Annotated in this window: 13 protein-coding genes and 4 tRNA genes; all 17 read right to left on the bottom strand. The window is 55.1% G+C overall.

The features are described 5' to 3' along the window. Positions 1–25: 25 nt before the first annotated feature. The 17 genes from rpsL to birA all read right to left on the bottom strand — a co-directional run bounded on the left by rpsL (position 26) and on the right by birA (position 16498). A complete protein-coding gene (gene rpsL / locus BK662_RS16890; protein WP_002555494.1) occupies positions 26–397 on the bottom strand; it encodes a 30S ribosomal protein S12 in 372 nt (123 codons plus the stop codon). 216 nt (positions 398–613) lie between these two features. Then, positions 614–4813 carry a DNA-directed RNA polymerase subunit beta' gene (gene rpoC / locus BK662_RS16885; protein ID WP_007896632.1) on the bottom strand — a complete coding sequence of 1400 codons (4200 nt, stop codon included), beginning with the start codon at positions 4811–4813 and terminating at the stop codon, positions 614–616. A gap of 64 nt (positions 4814–4877) precedes the next feature. Next, a complete protein-coding gene (gene rpoB / locus BK662_RS16880) occupies positions 4878–8951 on the bottom strand; it encodes a DNA-directed RNA polymerase subunit beta (protein ID WP_007896631.1) in 4074 nt (1357 codons plus the stop codon). A 220-nt stretch (positions 8952–9171) separates the two neighbouring features. After that, positions 9172–9537 carry a 50S ribosomal protein L7/L12 gene (gene rplL / locus BK662_RS16875; protein ID WP_007896630.1) on the bottom strand — a complete coding sequence of 122 codons (366 nt, stop codon included), beginning with the start codon at positions 9535–9537 and terminating at the stop codon, positions 9172–9174. 80 nt (positions 9538–9617) lie between these two features. Then, positions 9618–10118 carry a 50S ribosomal protein L10 gene (gene rplJ, locus BK662_RS16870; protein WP_007896629.1) on the bottom strand — a complete coding sequence of 167 codons (501 nt, stop codon included), beginning with the start codon at positions 10116–10118 and terminating at the stop codon, positions 9618–9620. A gap of 198 nt (positions 10119–10316) precedes the next feature. Further along, positions 10317–11012 (bottom strand): 50S ribosomal protein L1, encoded by a 696-nt coding sequence (gene rplA, locus BK662_RS16865; protein ID WP_007896626.1) that lies wholly within the window; start codon positions 11010–11012, stop codon positions 10317–10319. Further along, positions 11012–11443, bottom strand: coding sequence for a 50S ribosomal protein L11 (gene rplK, locus BK662_RS16860; protein ID WP_008008888.1), 432 nt, complete (start codon positions 11441–11443; stop codon positions 11012–11014). Before rplK ends, rplA begins: the two co-directional genes overlap by 1 nt. A gap of 117 nt (positions 11444–11560) precedes the next feature. After that, on the bottom strand, positions 11561–12094 hold the full coding sequence (gene nusG / locus BK662_RS16855; protein WP_007896622.1) for a transcription termination/antitermination protein NusG: 534 nt from the start codon (positions 12092–12094) through the stop codon (positions 11561–11563). Positions 12095–12103: 9 nt separating this feature from the next. Continuing rightward, positions 12104–12472, bottom strand: a complete 369-nt coding sequence (gene secE, locus BK662_RS16850; protein ID WP_007896620.1) for a preprotein translocase subunit SecE — start codon at positions 12470–12472, stop codon at positions 12104–12106. 45 nt (positions 12473–12517) lie between these two features. Beyond that, a tRNA-Trp gene (locus BK662_RS16845) sits at positions 12518–12593 on the bottom strand. Between the two features lie 53 nt (positions 12594–12646). Further along, positions 12647–13840 (bottom strand): elongation factor Tu, encoded by a 1194-nt coding sequence (gene tuf, locus BK662_RS16840; RefSeq protein ID WP_007896619.1) that lies wholly within the window; start codon positions 13838–13840, stop codon positions 12647–12649. Between the two features lie 84 nt (positions 13841–13924). After that, positions 13925–14000 (bottom strand) — tRNA-Thr (locus BK662_RS16835). A 26-nt stretch (positions 14001–14026) separates the two neighbouring features. Further along, positions 14027–14100 (bottom strand) — tRNA-Gly (locus BK662_RS16830). Between the two features lie 24 nt (positions 14101–14124). Further along, positions 14125–14209 (bottom strand) — tRNA-Tyr (locus BK662_RS16825). Between the two features lie 142 nt (positions 14210–14351). Beyond that, on the bottom strand, positions 14352–14792 hold the full coding sequence (locus tag BK662_RS16820) for a hypothetical protein (RefSeq protein WP_123359016.1): 441 nt from the start codon (positions 14790–14792) through the stop codon (positions 14352–14354). Between the two features lie 7 nt (positions 14793–14799). Beyond that, the gene (locus BK662_RS16815) at positions 14800–15549 is read right to left on the bottom strand and encodes a pantothenate kinase (protein WP_052967039.1); all 750 of its coding nucleotides are present in this window, start codon (positions 15547–15549) and stop codon (positions 14800–14802) included. Beyond that, entirely contained in the window at positions 15539–16498 is a 960-nt protein-coding gene (gene birA, locus BK662_RS16810) for a bifunctional biotin--[acetyl-CoA-carboxylase] ligase/biotin operon repressor BirA (protein ID WP_123359015.1), read from the bottom strand. Before birA ends, BK662_RS16815 begins: the two co-directional genes overlap by 11 nt. Positions 16499–16632: the final 134 nt, after the last annotated feature.

The following is a 16632-nucleotide window of genomic DNA, read 5'->3' as shown; positions in this document are numbered from 1 at the left end:
AATCAGTTTTTACAAAAAGCCACTACTACTTAGGCTTCTTGGTACCGTACTTCGAACGACCCTGGTTACGACCTTTAACGCCGGAAGTATCCAAAGAACCGCGTACGGTGTGGTAACGAACACCTGGCAAGTCTTTTACACGACCGCCGCGGATCAGTACCACGCTGTGCTCTTGCAGGTTGTGGCCTTCACCGCCGATGTACGAGGAAACCTCGAAACCGTTGGTCAGACGCACACGGCATACTTTACGCAGTGCCGAGTTAGGTTTTTTCGGCGTGGTGGTATACACACGGGTGCATACGCCACGACGTTGCGGGCAGTTCTGCAGCGCAGGCACGTCGGATTTCTCGACGATACGCTTACGCGGCTGACGTACCAGCTGGTTGATAGTTGCCATCTACTAGCTCCACTGTTGTCTTGCGACGCTATTGTCTTGCAAGAAAAGCAAAATGGCAGGAACGAATTCCCGCCAAATTTAGGGGTACAAGAGTCTAAAGAGGATCTTGCCCCCAGTCAAGGCAAGGCCCCGACCTCCCCGCTCATCCAACCTCGACAAATTGTCTCGATTCGATGAACGGAACGGCCAGGGCCTTACGCTCATTTATCGCAGAACTCAGTTACCGCTTGAGTTCAGCGCTTCGGTCAGTGCAGCTTCCACTTCACTGGCGCTTACGCGCAACGGTTTGTCAGCATCACGGCGGCGCTTGCGCTCGCTGTGGTAAGCCAGACCGGTACCCGCCGGGATCAAACGACCCACGACTACGTTTTCTTTCAGGCCGCGCAGGTAATCGCGCTTGCCGGTTACCGCCGCTTCGGTCAGTACGCGAGTGGTTTCCTGGAAGGAAGCCGCCGAGATGAACGATTCGGTGGACAACGACGCCTTGGTGATACCCAGCAGTACGCGAGTGAACTTGGAAACGAATTTCTCGTCGCCTGCCAGACGCTCGTTCTCTACCAGAACGTGAGTCAATTCCATCTGGTCGCCCTTGATGAAACTGGAATCGCCGGATTCAGCGATTTCAACTTTACGCAGCATCTGACGCAGGATGGTCTCGATGTGCTTATCGTTGATCTTCACGCCTTGCAGACGGTAAACGTCCTGGATCTCGTTCACGATGTACTTGGCCAGCGCACTCACACCCAGCAGACGCAGGATGTCGTGTGGATCGCTCGGGCCGTCGGAGATAACTTCGCCGCGGTTTACCTGTTCGCCTTCGAAGACGTTCAGGTGACGCCACTTCGGAATCAGCTCTTCGTACGGATCGCTACCGTCGTTCGGGGTGATAACCAGACGGCGCTTGCCTTTGGTCTCTTTACCGAACGCGATGGTGCCGCTGACTTCAGCCAGAATCGAGGCTTCTTTCGGACGACGGGCTTCGAACAAGTCGGCAACACGCGGCAGACCACCGGTGATGTCACGGGTCTTCGAAGTCTCTTGCGGAATACGAGCGATAACATCACCGATCGCGATTTTCGCACCGTCCGCTACACCGACCAGAGCGTTAGCAGGCAGGAAGTACTGAGCAATTACGTCGGTACCCGGCAGCAAGAGATCCTTGCCGTTGTCATCAACCATCTTCACAGCAGGACGGATATCTTTACCGGCAGCTGGACGGTCTTTGGCGTCGAGTACTTCAATGTTGGTCATACCGGTCAATTCGTCAGTCTGACGCTTGATCGTGATGCCTTCTTCCATGCCCACGTAGGTCACGGTACCTTTCATTTCGGTAACGATTGGGTGAGTGTGCGGATCCCACTTGGCCACGATTGCGCCAGCGTCGACCTTGTCACCTTCTTTAACCGAAATCACAGCACCGTACGGCAGCTTGTAACGCTCGCGCTCACGACCGAAGTCATCAGCGATCGCCAGCTCACCGGAACGGGACACAGCAACCAGGCAACCATCCACTCGCTCAACGTGCTTCAGGTTATGCAGACGGACGGTACCGCCATTCTTCACCTGAACGCTGTCGGCTGCGGAGGTCCGGCTTGCCGCACCACCGATGTGGAACGTACGCATGGTCAGCTGGGTACCCGGCTCACCGATGGACTGGGCAGCGATAACGCCGACCGCTTCACCGATGTTCACCTGGTGACCACGAGCCAAGTCACGGCCGTAGCACTTGGCGCAAATGCCGTAGCGGGTTTCGCAGCTGATCGGCGAACGCACGATCACTTCGTCGATGCTGTTCAGCTCGATGAACTCGACCCACTTCTCGTCTACCAGAGTGCCGGCAGGAACGATGATTTCCTCGGTACCTGGCTTGAATACGTCACGGGCAATGACACGACCCAATACGCGCTCACCCAACGGCTCAACAACGTCACCGCCTTCAATGTGCGGAGTCATTACCAGGCCATGTTCGGTGCCGCAATCGATCTCGGTCACAACCAGATCCTGCGCCACGTCTACCAGACGACGAGTCAGGTAACCGGAGTTCGCAGTTTTCAACGCGGTATCCGCCAAACCTTTACGAGCACCGTGAGTGGAGATGAAGTACTGAAGTACGCTCAAACCTTCACGGAAGTTCGCAGTAATCGGCGTTTCGATGATGGAACCGTCCGGCTTGGCCATCAGGCCACGCATACCGGCGAGCTGACGGATCTGCGCAGCAGAACCCCGTGCGCCCGAGTCGGCCATCATGTACATCGAGTTGAAGGACTCTTGGTCGACTTCGACGCCATGACGGTCGATGACTTTCTCTTTCGAGAGGTTGGCCATCATCGCCTTGGAAACTTCGTCGTTCGCCTTGGACCAAAGGTCGATCACTTTGTTGTACTTCTCGCCCTGGGTTACCAGGCCGGAGGCGTACTGACTTTCGATCTCTTTCACTTCGTCGGTGGCTGCACCGATGATGCGGGCTTTTTCATCCGGGATAACGAAGTCGTTAACACCGATGGAAACGCCGGAGATGGTCGAATAAGCAAAACCGGTGTACATCAACTGGTCAGCGAAGATCACGGTCTCTTTCAAACCAACCACGCGATAGCACTGGTTGATCAGCTTGGAGATCGCCTTTTTCTTCATCGGCTGGTTGACGACGTCGTACGACAGGCCAGGTGGAACAACCTGGAACAACAGCGCACGGCCGACAGTGGTGTCGACAATACGGGTGTTCTTGACGCTGCCACCATCACGATCGTTGACGGTTTCGTTGATCCGCACTTTGACCTTGGCGTGCAGCGCGGCTTCGCCGGCACGGAACACACGGTCAACTTCCTGCAGATCCGCGAACACACGACCTTCGCCCTTGGCGTTGATCGCTTCACGAGTCATGTAGTACAGACCCAATACAACGTCCTGCGACGGAACGATGATTGGCTCACCGTTGGCTGGCGACAGAATGTTGTTGGTCGACATCATCAACGCACGCGCTTCCAACTGGGCTTCCAGTGTCAGCGGTACGTGCACGGCCATTTGGTCGCCGTCGAAGTCGGCGTTGTACGCAGCACAGACCAGAGGGTGCAGCTGGATAGCCTTACCTTCGATCAGTACCGGTTCAAACGCCTGGATACCCAGACGGTGAAGGGTCGGTGCACGGTTGAGGAGAACCGGGTGTTCGCGAATCACTTCAGCGAGAACGTCCCAAACCTCTGGCAGCTCGCGCTCGACCATCTTCTTGGCAGCTTTGATGGTGGTAGCAAGACCACGCATTTCCAGCTTGCCGAAAATGAACGGTTTGAACAGCTCGAGAGCCATCTTCTTCGGCAGACCGCACTGGTGCAGACGCAGGGTCGGGCCAACGGTAATTACCGAACGACCGGAGTAGTCAACACGCTTACCGAGCAAGTTCTGACGGAAACGACCCTGTTTACCCTTGATCATGTCAGCCAGGGATTTCAGAGGACGCTTGTTGGAACCGGTGATAGCGCGACCACGACGACCGTTGTCGAGCAGAGCATCGACAGCTTCCTGCAACATACGCTTTTCGTTGCGCACGATGATGTCCGGAGCGGACAGATCGAGCAGACGCTTCAAGCGGTTGTTACGGTTGATCACTCGACGATACAGATCGTTGAGGTCGGAAGTCGCGAAGCGACCGCCATCCAGCGGGACCAGTGGACGCAGATCTGGCGGCAGAACCGGCAGGACGGTCAGCACCATCCACTCTGGCAGGTTGCCGGAACCCTGGAAGGCTTCCATCAACTTCAGACGCTTGGACAGCTTCTTGATCTTGGTTTCGGAGTTGGTTTGCGGAATTTCTTCACGCAGGCGGCCAATCTCGTGTTCCAGGTCGATAGCGTGCAGCAGTTCACGGACAGCTTCGGCACCCATGCGGGCATCGAAATCGTCGCCGAACTCTTCCAGCGCTTCGAAGTACTGCTCGTCGTTGAGCAGCTGCCCCTTTTCAAGGGTGGTCATGCCTGGATCGATAACGACATAGCTCTCGAAGTAGAGAACACGTTCGATATCACGCAGGGTCATGTCCATCAGCAAGCCGATACGCGACGGCAGCGATTTCAGGAACCAGATGTGGGCAACTGGCGAGGCCAGTTCGATGTGCGCCATGCGCTCACGACGAACTTTTGCCAGCGCGACTTCAACGCCGCACTTCTCGCAGATCACACCACGGTGCTTCAAGCGCTTGTACTTACCGCACAGGCACTCGTAATCCTTTACCGGGCCAAAGATCTTGGCGCAGAACAGGCCGTCACGCTCAGGTTTGAACGTACGGTAGTTGATGGTTTCCGGCTTTTTAACTTCACCGAACGACCACGAACGGATCATCTCAGGCGATGCCAATCCAATACGGATGGCGTCGAACTCTTCGACTTGACCCTGGTTTTTCAGCAAATTCAGTAGGTCTTTCAAGGCCTTTCCTCCTGGCGGAGCAGAGAGCGGGCAGTCCTGCCCCGCTCTCGATTCGCGTCACGTGTTATTCGGTTTCCAGATCGATATCGATGCCGAGGGAACGAATTTCTTTGATCAACACGTTGAAAGACTCGGGCATGCCCGGCTCCATACGGTGATCGCCGTCCACGATGTTTTTGTACATCTTGGTCCGACCGTTCACATCGTCCGACTTCACTGTGAGCATTTCTTGCAGAGTGTAAGCAGCACCGTATGCTTCCAGTGCCCAGACCTCCATCTCCCCGAAACGCTGACCACCGAACTGTGCCTTACCACCCAGCGGCTGCTGGGTAACCAGGCTGTACGAACCGGTAGAACGAGCGTGCATCTTGTCGTCTACCAAGTGGTTCAGCTTCAGCATGTACATGTAGCCAACAGTAACCGGGCGCTCGAACTTGTTGCCGGTACGGCCGTCGGTCAGCTGCATCTGGCCGCTTTCTGGCAGGTCTGCCAGTTTCAGCATGGCCTTGATTTCGCTTTCCTTGGCGCCGTCGAACACTGGAGTGGCCATTGGTACGCCGCCACGCAGGTTCTTCGCCAGATCCAGGATTTCCTGGTCGGAGAAGCTATCCAGATCTTCGTTACGACCGCCGATCTGGTTGTAGATCTCGTCCAGGAAGGTGCGAAGTTCAGCAACTTTACGCTGCTCTTCTACCATCCGGTTGATCTTCTCGCCCAGACCTTTGGCCGCGAGGCCCAGGTGGGTTTCAAGGATCTGACCAACGTTCATACGCGAAGGTACGCCCAACGGGTTGAGGACGACGTCGACCGGGGTGCCATTGGCATCGTGCGGCATGTCTTCAACCGGCATGATCACGGAGACCACACCTTTGTTACCGTGACGACCGGCCATCTTGTCGCCCGGCTGGATGCGACGACGGATTGCCAGGTAAACCTTGACGATTTTCAGCACGCCTGGAGCCAGGTCATCGCCCTGCTGCAGTTTGCGCTTCTTGTCTTCGAACTTGTCGTCCAGCAGACGGCGGCGATCAACGATATAGGCCTGAGCCTTCTCGAGCTGCTCGTTCAGAGCATCCTCAGCCATGCGCAGTTTGAACCACTGACCATGCTCAAGACCGTCGAGAACTTCGTCAGTGATTTCCTGACCTTTCTTCAGACCGGCGCCGCCTTCGGCTTTGTGGCCGACCAGAGCGGAACGCAGACGTTCGAAAGTGGCGCCTTCGACGATACGGAACTCTTCGTTCAGATCCTTGCGGATCTCGTCGAGTTGAGTCTTCTCGATCGACAGTGCACGAGCATCACGCTCAACGCCGTCACGGGTGAAGACCTGCACGTCGATGACAGTACCCTTGGTGCCGGTAGGCACACGCAGGGAAGTGTCTTTAACGTCGCTGGCTTTTTCACCGAAGATGGCACGCAGCAGTTTTTCTTCCGGAGTCAGTTGGGTCTCGCCTTTCGGAGTGACCTTACCAACCAGGATGTCGCCTGCGCCAACTTCAGCACCTACGTAAACGATACCGGCTTCGTCCAGCTTGTTCAGTGCAGCCTCACCCACGTTCGGGATGTCTGCAGTGATTTCCTCTGGCCCAAGCTTGGTGTCACGTGCCACACAGGTCAGTTCCTGAATGTGGATCGTGGTGAAACGGTCTTCCTGAACAACACGCTCGGACAGGCAGATGGAGTCTTCGAAGTTGAAGCCGTTCCATGCCATGAACGCGATACGCATGTTCTGACCCAGAGCCAATTCACCCATATCGGTGGACGGACCGTCGGCCATGATGTCGCTGCGCTGAACCCGATCACCCTTGCTCACCAGCGGACGCTGGTTGATGCAGGTGTTCTGGTTGGAGCGGGTGTACTTGGTCAGGTTGTAGATGTCGACACCAGCTTCGCCGGTTTCAACTTCATCATCAGCAACACGAACCACAATACGGCTGGCGTCGACGGAATCGATCACGCCGCCACGACGAGCCACGACGCAAACGCCGGAGTCACGAGCTACGTTACGCTCCATGCCGGTACCGACCAGCGGCTTGTCAGCGCGCAGGGTTGGTACAGCTTGACGCTGCATGTTCGAACCCATCAACGCACGGTTGGCGTCGTCGTGCTCGAGGAACGGGATCAGCGACGCTGCAACCGAAACTACCTGCTTCGGCGAAACGTCCATCAAGGTGACGTCTTCCGGCGCCTTGACGGTGAACTCGTTCAAGTGACGAACAGCTACCAGCTCGTCGATCAGGACTTTCTTGTCATTCATCGTGGCCGAAGCCTGAGCGATCACGTGATCAGCTTCTTCGATGGCGGACAGGAACACGATCTCGTCGGTGACCAGAGCGTCTTTCACCACACGGTACGGGCTCTCGAGGAAGCCGTACTGGTTGGTGCGCGCATAGGCAGCCAGGGAGTTGATCAGACCGATGTTCGGACCTTCCGGCGTTTCAATCGGGCATACACGACCGTAGTGAGTCGGGTGTACGTCACGCACTTCAAAGCCGGCACGCTCACGAGTCAAACCGCCAGGGCCGAGTGCAGAGACACGACGCTTGTGGGTGATCTCGGACAGCGGGTTGTTCTGGTCCATGAACTGGGAGAGCTGGCTGGAACCGAAGAACTCTTTCACCGCTGCAGCCACTGGCTTGGCGTTGATCAGGTCTTGCGGCATCAGGCCTTCGCTTTCAGCCATCGACAGACGCTCTTTGACCGCACGCTCAACACGTACCAGGCCAACGCGGAACTGGTTCTCGGCCATTTCGCCTACGCAGCGAACACGACGGTTACCCAGGTGGTCGATGTCATCGACGATGCCTTTACCGTTACGGATGTCGACCAGAGTCTTCAGTACCGCGACGATGTCTTCTTTGCACAACACGCCCGAACCTTCGATCTCGGTACGACCGATACGACGGTTGAACTTCATCCGGCCGACCGCAGACAGGTCATAGCGCTCAGGGCTGAAGAACAGGTTGTTGAACAGAGTTTCGGCAGCGTCTTTGGTTGGCGGCTCGCCAGGACGCATCATGCGATAGATCTCGACCAGCGCTTCCAATTGGTTGCTGGTGGAGTCGATCTTCAGAGTGTCGGAGACGAACGGACCGCAGTCGATATCGTTGGTGTACAGAGTTTCGATGCGAACAACCTGAGCCTTGGCGATTTTTGCCAGGATTTCGGTGTTCAGCTCGGTGTTGCACTCTGCCAGGATTTCGCCGGTTGCCGGATGCACGATGACCTTGGCGGTAGTGCGACCCAGGACGTAGTCCAGAGGCACTTGCAGCTCTTTGATCCCTGCCTTTTCCAGCTGATTGATGTGGCGAGCAGTAATACGACGACCTTGCTCGACAATAACCTTGCCTTTGTCATCCAGGATATCCAGGACAGCAATTTCACCACGCAGGCGCTGAGGCACCAGTTCCAGGCTGAGGTTTTCACCTTGCACGTGGAAGACGTTGGTGGTGTAGAACGCGTCCAGCACTTCTTCAGTGGTATAGCCCAGCGCGCGCAGCAGTACCGATGCAGGCAGCTTGCGACGACGGTCGATACGCACGAACACGCAGTCTTTCGGGTCGAACTCGAAGTCCAGCCACGAACCGCGGTAAGGAATGATGCGCGCGGAGTACAGCAGTTTGCCGGAGCTGTGCGTCTTGCCACGGTCGTGGTCGAAGAACACGCCCGGGGAACGGTGCAGCTGGGAAACGATTACACGCTCGGTACCGTTGATTACGAAGGTACCGTTTTCAGTCATCAGGGGGATTTCACCCATGTAGACTTCTTGCTCTTTGATGTCCTTGATCGCTTTGTTCGACGATTCTTTGTCGAAAATGATCAGGCGCACTTTTACCCGCAAAGGTACGGCGTAAGTTACACCGCGCAATACGCATTCTTTGACATCAAATGCCGGTTCGCCCAGGCGATAACCGACGTACTCCAGCGCAGCATTGCCGGAGTAGCTGATGATCGGGAAAACGGATTTGAAGGCCGCATGCAGGCCCACGTCGCGGAACTGATCTTTAGTCGCTCCCGCTTGCAAGAATTCACGATACGAATCCAGCTGGATGGCCAGGAGGTACGGCACATCCATGACGTCCGGCAACTTGCTAAAGTCCTTGCGGATACGTTTTTTCTCAGTATATGAGTAAGCCATCAGCGTTCCCCAGCTTGGTCACCTGCTTGTTTGGCCCCTCCCGACGGGAGCAGCCAGAAAATCGTGCAAACCCCATGGTTTGCGCCACCGCATCGGGTGGTTACAGCTCGTTACCAGCACCGACCCAGTCGGCTGCCAATAACGGAAAAAGGCCGGTGGCAAGAGCCACCAGCCATCAGCCTTTCGCTTAACGCTCGGGCTGGAGGTGCAAAGTCGATGCTTACTTCAGCTCGACTTTAGCGCCTGCTTCTTCCAGAGTGGCTTTTGCTTTGTCAGCTGCGTCTTTCGAAACAGCTTCCAGAACGATGCCAGGAGCGCCGTCAACTACTGCCTTGGCTTCTTTCAGGCCCAGACCGGTCAGTTCACGTACTGCCTTGATCACGTTAACTTTCTTCTCGCCAGCTTCGGTCAGCATGACGTTGAATTCAGTTTGTTCTTCAACAACGGCAGCAACAGCAGCTGGACCAGCGGAAGCAGCGGCAGCGGAAACGCCGAACTTCTCTTCCATGGCCTTGATCAGCTCAACGATTTCCAGAACGGATTTTTCGCCGATTGCTTCGATGATTTGGTCGTTAGTCAGAGACATGACTATAAATTCCTGTATTGGGGTGACAGCCTACGCGGCCATCGAAATAAACAATAAACGCTGAAAGGAGTCGCTCAGCCTTAGGCCGCGGCGGCTTCTTTCTGGTCGCGAAGGGCCGCCAGAGTACGAGCCAATTTGCTGGTTGCGCCTTGAATCACGCTCATCAGCTGAGAAATTGCTTCGTCACGGGTCGGCAGACTTGCCAGTACGTCGATCTGATTAGCTGCGAGGAACTTGCCCTCGAACGCAGCTGCCTTGATCTCGAACTTATCCTGACCTTTTGCGAATTCTTTGAAGATACGAGCAGCAGCGCCCGGATGTTCTTTCGAAAATGCAATCAAGGTCGGGCCGGTGAACACGTCGTTGAGCACGTCATATTGAGTGCCAGCAACGGCGCGCTTGAGCAGGGTGTTACGTACAACACGTACGTAAACGCCAGCTTCACGAGCCTCTTTACGGAGTCCGGTCATAGCGCCAACTGTCACGCCGCGGGCATCAGCCACAACAGCAGACAGGGCAACATTGGCAGCCTCGTTGACTTCAGCGACGATGGCCTTCTTGTCTTCGAGTTTAATTGCCACGGGTTTAACTCCTGCTTGTTACCGTTTCATCCAACCGAAGCCGGATGTCGTTTTGGTGTCTGATTCGGTAAGGAACCGGGAGCACCATCTGCGTAGGCTTGAGGTTTAAGACTTGCGTCGCCTACGGTCTTGGATAGCCCCCGCCAGGCAGGGACCCCAATCTTTCAATTGGCGCAATCGCTTGCGCCAACCTGTGTCTTACGCGTCGAGCGAGCCTTGGTCGATGACCAGACCTGGACCCATGGTGGTGCTCAGGGTAACGCGCTTGACGTAAATACCTTTCGAGGAAGCTGGCTTGATACGCTTCAGATCAGCGATCAGGGCTTCAACGTTTTCCTTCAGCTTGACGGCATCGAAGCCGACTTTGCCAACGGAGGTGTGGATGATGCCGTTCTTGTCGGTGCGATAACGAACCTGACCAGCCTTGGCGTTTTTAACCGCGGTAGCTACGTCTGGAGTTACAGTGCCGACTTTAGGGTTAGGCATCAGGCCGCGTGGGCCCAGGATCTGACCCAACTGACCAACAACGCGCATGGCATCCGGGGATGCGATAACTACGTCATAGTTCAGGTCGCCGCCTTTCATTTCAGCAGCCAGGTCGTCCATACCTACACGGTCAGCGCCGGCAGCCAGAGCAGCCTCGGCAGCTGGACCCTGGGTGAACACAGCAACGCGAACAGTCTTGCCAGTGCCGTGTGGCAGCACGGTAGCGCTACGAACGACCTGGTCGGATTTACGCGGGTCAACACCCAGGTTCACAGCAACGTCGAACGACTCGCTGAACTTGACAGTCGACAGCTCAGCCAGCAGAGCAGCAGCGTCTACAAAGTTGTAGGACTTGCCTGCTTCGATTTTGCCGGCGATAGCCTTTTGACGCTTGGTCAACTTAGCCATTACACACCCTCCACGTTAAGGCCCATGCTACGAGCAGAACCGGCGATAGTACGCACGGCTGCTTCCATATCAGCTGCAGTCAGATCCGCGTTTTTGGTTTTCGCGATTTCTTCCAGCTGAGCACGGGTCACGGTGCCAACCTTAACGGTGTTCGGACGAGCGGAACCGCTAGTCAGACCAGCAGCCTTCTTCAGCAGAACCGAAGCAGGTGTGGATTTGGTTTCGAAAGTGAAGCTACGGTCGCTGTAGACAGTGATGATCACTGGAGTCGGCAGACCTGGCTCAATACCCTGAGTACGGGCGTTGAAAGCCTTGCAGAATTCCATGATGTTCACGCCGTGCTGACCCAGAGCAGGACCAACAGGTGGGCTTGGGTTAGCCTGAGCGGCCTTCACTTGCAGCTTGATGTAAGCGGTAATCTTCTTGGCCATGAGGCACTCCAATTACGGGTTCGAACGCCTCGAAAGGCTCCCCGGTTACTTGCGCGTTTATCCCAGTGACGACAAAACCCCACAGCCTAGGGCTGCGGGGTTGGGATGCTTGCTCAACTAGACCTTTTCGACCTGGCTGAACTCTAGCTCTACCGGAGTAGAGCGACCGAAAATGAGCACTGCCACTTGGATCCGGCTCTTCTCGTAGTTAACTTCTTCGACCGTGCCAGTAAAATCGGCAAACGGCCCGTCATTGACACGTACCGACTCGCCCGGCTCGAACAACGTCTTCGGCTTCGGCTTGTCGCTACCATCAGCAACGCGACGCAGAATCGCTTCTGCCTCTTTATCAGTGATCGGCGCAGGCTTATCAGCAGTACCGCCGATGAAACCCATCACCCGAGGAGTATCCTTGACCAAGTGCCAAGTACCCTCGTTCATGTCCATCTGGACCAGCACATAACCTGGGAAGAACTTGCGCTCGCTTTTGCGTTTCTGGCCATTACGCATTTCAACCACTTCTTCAGTGGGAACCAGAATTTCGCCAAAGCCATCTTCCATGCCAGCCAGCTTTACGCGCTCTACCAACGAGCGCATGACATGCTTCTCGTAACCGGAGTAAGCATGCACAACGTACCAACGCTTAGCCACGGGACACCCTTAGCCGACAATCAAGGAAACAAGCCAGCCGAGCAGGGAATCAAGCCCCCACAACAGCAACGCCATAACCAGAACAACAGCCACAACAATCAGCGTGGTCTGCGTGGTTTCTTGGCGAGTTGGCCATACGACTTTACGAATCTCGGTGCGAGCTTCCTTAACCAGTACAAAGAAAGACTTGCCCTTGACTGTCTGCAGGCCTACAAAGGCAGCTACAGCAGCAATGACAAGCAAAGCGAGTACGCGGTACAGGATCGGCGAAGCAGAGTAATACTGATTGCCAACAACGCCAACAACCACCAAAGCGACTACTACTAGCCACTTGAGCAGATCGAAGCGAGAGCCTTGAGCTTCAGCTTTAGGAGTCATCTATGAAGATCCTGTGAAAAGAAAGCCAGACACACCAAGTGAATCTGGCAGGTCAGGAGGGAATCGAACCCCCAACCTACGGTTTTGGAGACCGTCGCTCTGCCAATTGAGCTACTGACCTAAAACAAAATCAGGCCGACCATTATGCCGGCCCGAAAAAGACATTACAACAACTTACTCGATGACTTTTGCTACGACACCAGCGCCGACGGTACGACCGCCCTCACGGATAGCGAAACGCAGACCATCTTCCATCGCGATGGTTTTGATCAGGGTAACGGTCATTTGAACGTTATCACCTGGCATCACCATTTCAACACCTTCTGGCAGCTCGCAGTTACCAGTCACGTCAGTTGTACGGAAGTAGAACTGTGGACGGTAGCCCTTGAAGAATGGCGTATGACGACCACCCTCTTCCTTGCTCAGAACGTAAACCTCAGCAGTGAACTTGGTATGCGGCTTGACAGTGCCAGGCTTGACCAGAACCTGGCCACGCTCAACGTCATCACGCTTGGTACCGCGCAGCAGAACGCCGCAGTTCTCACCTGCACGACCTTCGTCGAGCAGCTTGCGGAACATTTCAACACCAGTGCAAGTAGTTTTGACAGTGTCACGAAGACCAACAATCTCAACTTCTTCCTGAATGCGGACAATGCCACGCTCAACACGACCAGTCACAACAGTACCGCGACCGGAGATCGAGAACACATCCTCGATCGGCATCAGGAACGGCTTATCGATAGCACGCTCAGGCTGCGGAATATAGCTATCCAGAGTCTCGACCAACTTCTTGACGGCCGTAGTGCCCATCTCGTTGTCGTCTTGACCATTCAGCGCCATCAGCGCCGAACCAATGATGATCGGTGTGTCATCACCTGGGAAATCGTAAGTGCTCAGCAGATCGCGCACTTCCATCTCAACCAGCTCCAGCAACTCAGCATCGTCAACCATGTCAGCCTTATTCAGGAAGACAACGATGTACGGAACGCCAACCTGACGAGACAACAGGATGTGCTCACGGGTTTGCGGCATCGGACCATCAGCGGCCGAGCAAACCAGAATCGCACCATCCATCTGCGCAGCACCGGTAATCATGTTTTTTACGTAGTCGGCGTGACCTGGACAGTCAACGTGTGCGTAGTGACGCACAGCCGAATCGTACTCAACGTGAGCAGTGTTAATGGTGATACCACGAGCTTTTTCTTCTGGGGCGCTATCGATCTTGTCGAAGTCAACCTTTGCCGAACCGAACACTTCGGAGCAGACGCGGGTCAAAGCGGCGGTCAGAGTTGTCTTGCCATGGTCTACGTGACCAATGGTTCCAACGTTGACGTGCGGCTTGTTACGTTCGAACTTTTCCTTAGCCATCGAAATCACCCCTAGCAGAAGAATTAAGCAAGTACTATCAGCCATTAAAACAAAGGCAGATATTTTCATATCTGCCTTGTTATATGGAGCTCTTGAGCGGATTTGAACCGCTGACCTCACCCTTACCAAGGGTGTGCTCTACCAACTGAGCTACAAGAGCGTAACACTTTGCAGGACCTGCAAACTTGGAGCGGGTAGCGGGAATCGAACCCGCATCATCAGCTTGGAAGGCTGAGGTTCTACCACTAAACTATACCCGCGGAGCTTGCAGCTCTCGCTAAAAATGGTGGAGGGGGAAGGATTCGAACCTTCGAAGTCGTAGACGTCAGATTTACAGTCTGATCCCTTTGGCCGCTCGGGAACCCCTCCTAAGCGAGCCGGCATTCTATATCATGCCAGCCTTCTGTCAAGCATTTTCTCATTAAAAACCTGAGGTTAGCTGCGTTGACCTCGCTTCACACTGCTGACTGTTAAAGGTCTTCACTGCGAAGCGGGCGCCATTCTATGCAAACTATTCGACGGGTGCAACCCCCCCGCACGGCATTATTTTATGTTTTAACTCATTGAATTCTTTAGAAAGGTTTTGCAACTGCGAGTCACCCAGCAAACGCCGGCTTTCTGGTGCCACACGCACCCAGTAACCATCAGACTCGGCGGGGGCCCTCAGCAAGGACTCGAACTTGATTTCCATGCCACTCAATCGCCGCTCGACCGCCTGAGCCGCTTCCTGACGAGCAAAGCCGCCAAGATAGAGGCATCCATCGTCTGCCTGGGCAGGCTTTCCTTTATCACGAGCCGCGTCAGTCGTTTCACTCAACAAGCGAATGTCCTGCTGCGAACCCCGATACAAACTCAAAGGGGTTACATCCTTTGCGCGCAGAGGAGCCTCTTGTTGGTGCCAGATGTAATAGAACACATTGAGAACAAGCAGCAGCAGAAACAACCAACGCATAAAAACCTCAGGACAAGGGACACGCCATCGCCAAACCTACAAATACCAGGTCTGGAACCACCCTGGCTTCGGGCACAATCTCAGAGACCAGATCAGCATCCCCGCCAGTCAGGAAGACTGCGAAATCATCTCCCCAATAGCTGCGCGCCAACTCTAGCTGAGTCAGGACAAACCCTCTCAACATTAGCAAACAACCACGCTCGACCGCCTCGACGGTTGTGCGCCCAGGAACAAGACTCTCCAAAGCGCGCTCGGCAGCAAGATCTCCATAGCGAATTCTACGGGTATGGGTACGCAGCTGGTTGCGCATCAAAGGCATCCCCGGACAGATAAATCCTCCGAGATGCTCACCATCCCCTGCAATAAAGTCAGCTGTAACCGCCGTACCAAAGTCGAGCACCAGACAAGCACCCGAAGCCAGATGAAATCCTCCGAGCATTGCAAGCCAGCGATCAAGCCCTAGCCGCTCGAACTCCTCATAGCCATTTCGAACCCCGGACATCTCCCGAGCCGGTGTCGCGCACACTACGGAAACGCCAAAAGCCTCGGTCAGCAGAGAAATCAGCGCACTAGTTTCTTCGGCGGTTCTGACACTGACTAAGCGACAATGCATGAGAGCGAGCCCCTTGAGGCCTTTCAAGCTCTCCAGCAATGCGAGATCTGAATCAACGACCCCCTCGCCAATCACCCGCCTGACATCCTCGCCGAGCACACGCCACTTGATGAAACTGTTTCCACAATCGAGCTCAAGAATCATCACGCAACCTCAGACTGAGCTCGCCACCACTAAAGACCTTCTCCACACCATTCACCTTCAAGCGCAAGGCACCCTGGCCATCGATACCCAGCACCTCACCATCTATCTGACTAACACCGGCAATCAACGATACCGCCCGCCCCTGCCATAGATGATTTTGCTCCCACTCCGTCTGGATCGCCGGAAATCCGCCGGCCTGGTGGCGATTTAAATAGGTCTTAAGCATCAACCCTAACTCCGCAACCAGATGATTGCGATCAACAGCCTTACCCGACTCGAGGCGCATGGACGTCCATTGCTGATCAACCTCATCGGTCATCTGCATGTTCACATTTATTCCGACACCGATCACCACGTGACACACATCAGCAGGATCCCCCACCAATTCAAGCAGTATTCCTGCAATCTTTTGCTGACCCACCAGAACATCATTCGGCCACTTCAACCCCACACCTGAAATACCAAGCCCTCGCAAGGCTTGCATTACGGCAAGCCCGACAACAAGACTCAAGCCTTCCAGCTGCCGCATCCCACCATCAATGCGCAGTACCAGGCTGTAATAGATGTTTTCCGCGAACGGGCTCACCCATTTGCGTCCACGCCGCCCACGACCAGCCGTCTGCCGCTCAGCGAGCACCAGAAATGGCGCAGGCTGGCCACGCTCGATAGCTCGCAAGGCTTCAGCGTTGGTAGAGTCAATTGAATCGAAGATTAGAATGGGCCACTCGCAAGAAGGCGCCCGCGCGCTTATTTCAGCAGGATCAAGCAGTGTCAACGGCGCAGCCAGTTGATAGCCGCGACCGCGCACTTTATGAATGGATAAACCGAGCTCAGCTTCCAAGTGCTGAAGCTGCTTCCATACAGCGCTACGACTGACGCCCAAGGCAGCACCCAGGGCTTGGCCCGAATGGAATCGACCATCCTTAAGAAGCTTTAACAACGTCAGCATGCAAGTCTCGCCTCACAATGAGGCCCGCATGATAGCCATGCCCCGGGCTGTTGCATAGAAACCCTACAAGCGAGATTTTCTTGCGGACAAAACAAAACCCCTACCTGCATACGCAGATAGGGGTTTCGGAATTT

Source organism: Pseudomonas frederiksbergensis, assembly GCF_003732275.1.
GTDB classification, from domain to species: Bacteria; Pseudomonadota; Gammaproteobacteria; order Pseudomonadales; family Pseudomonadaceae; genus Aquipseudomonas; species Aquipseudomonas frederiksbergensis_H.
The sequence above is the reverse complement of the archived record's forward strand: the minus strand, read 5'-3'. Positions and strand labels throughout refer to the sequence as shown.

Bases quoted from the DNA above. Each gene is read 5' to 3' on its own strand.
- secE (WP_007896620.1), bottom strand. From the start codon at position 12,472: ATGACTCCTAAAGCTGAAGCTCAAGGCTCTCGCTTCGATCTGCTCAAG.
- rplL (WP_007896630.1), bottom strand. From the start codon at position 9,537: ATGTCTCTGACTAACGACCAAATCATCGAAGCAATCGGCGAAAAATCC.
- tuf (WP_007896619.1), bottom strand. From the start codon at position 13,840: ATGGCTAAGGAAAAGTTCGAACGTAACAAGCCGCACGTCAACGTTGGA.
- rpsL (WP_002555494.1), bottom strand. From the start codon at position 397: ATGGCAACTATCAACCAGCTGGTACGTCAGCCGCGTAAGCGTATCGTC.
- birA (WP_123359015.1), bottom strand. From the start codon at position 16,498: ATGCTGACGTTGTTAAAGCTTCTTAAGGATGGTCGATTCCATTCGGGC.
- rplA (WP_007896626.1), bottom strand. From the start codon at position 11,012: ATGGCTAAGTTGACCAAGCGTCAAAAGGCTATCGCCGGCAAAATCGAA.
- rpoB (WP_007896631.1), bottom strand. From the start codon at position 8,951: ATGGCTTACTCATATACTGAGAAAAAACGTATCCGCAAGGACTTTAGC.
- rplK (WP_008008888.1), bottom strand. From the start codon at position 11,443: ATGGCCAAGAAGATTACCGCTTACATCAAGCTGCAAGTGAAGGCCGCT.
- BK662_RS16815 (WP_052967039.1), bottom strand. From the start codon at position 15,549: ATGATTCTTGAGCTCGATTGTGGAAACAGTTTCATCAAGTGGCGTGTG.
- BK662_RS16820 (WP_123359016.1), bottom strand. From the start codon at position 14,792: ATGCGTTGGTTGTTTCTGCTGCTGCTTGTTCTCAATGTGTTCTATTAC.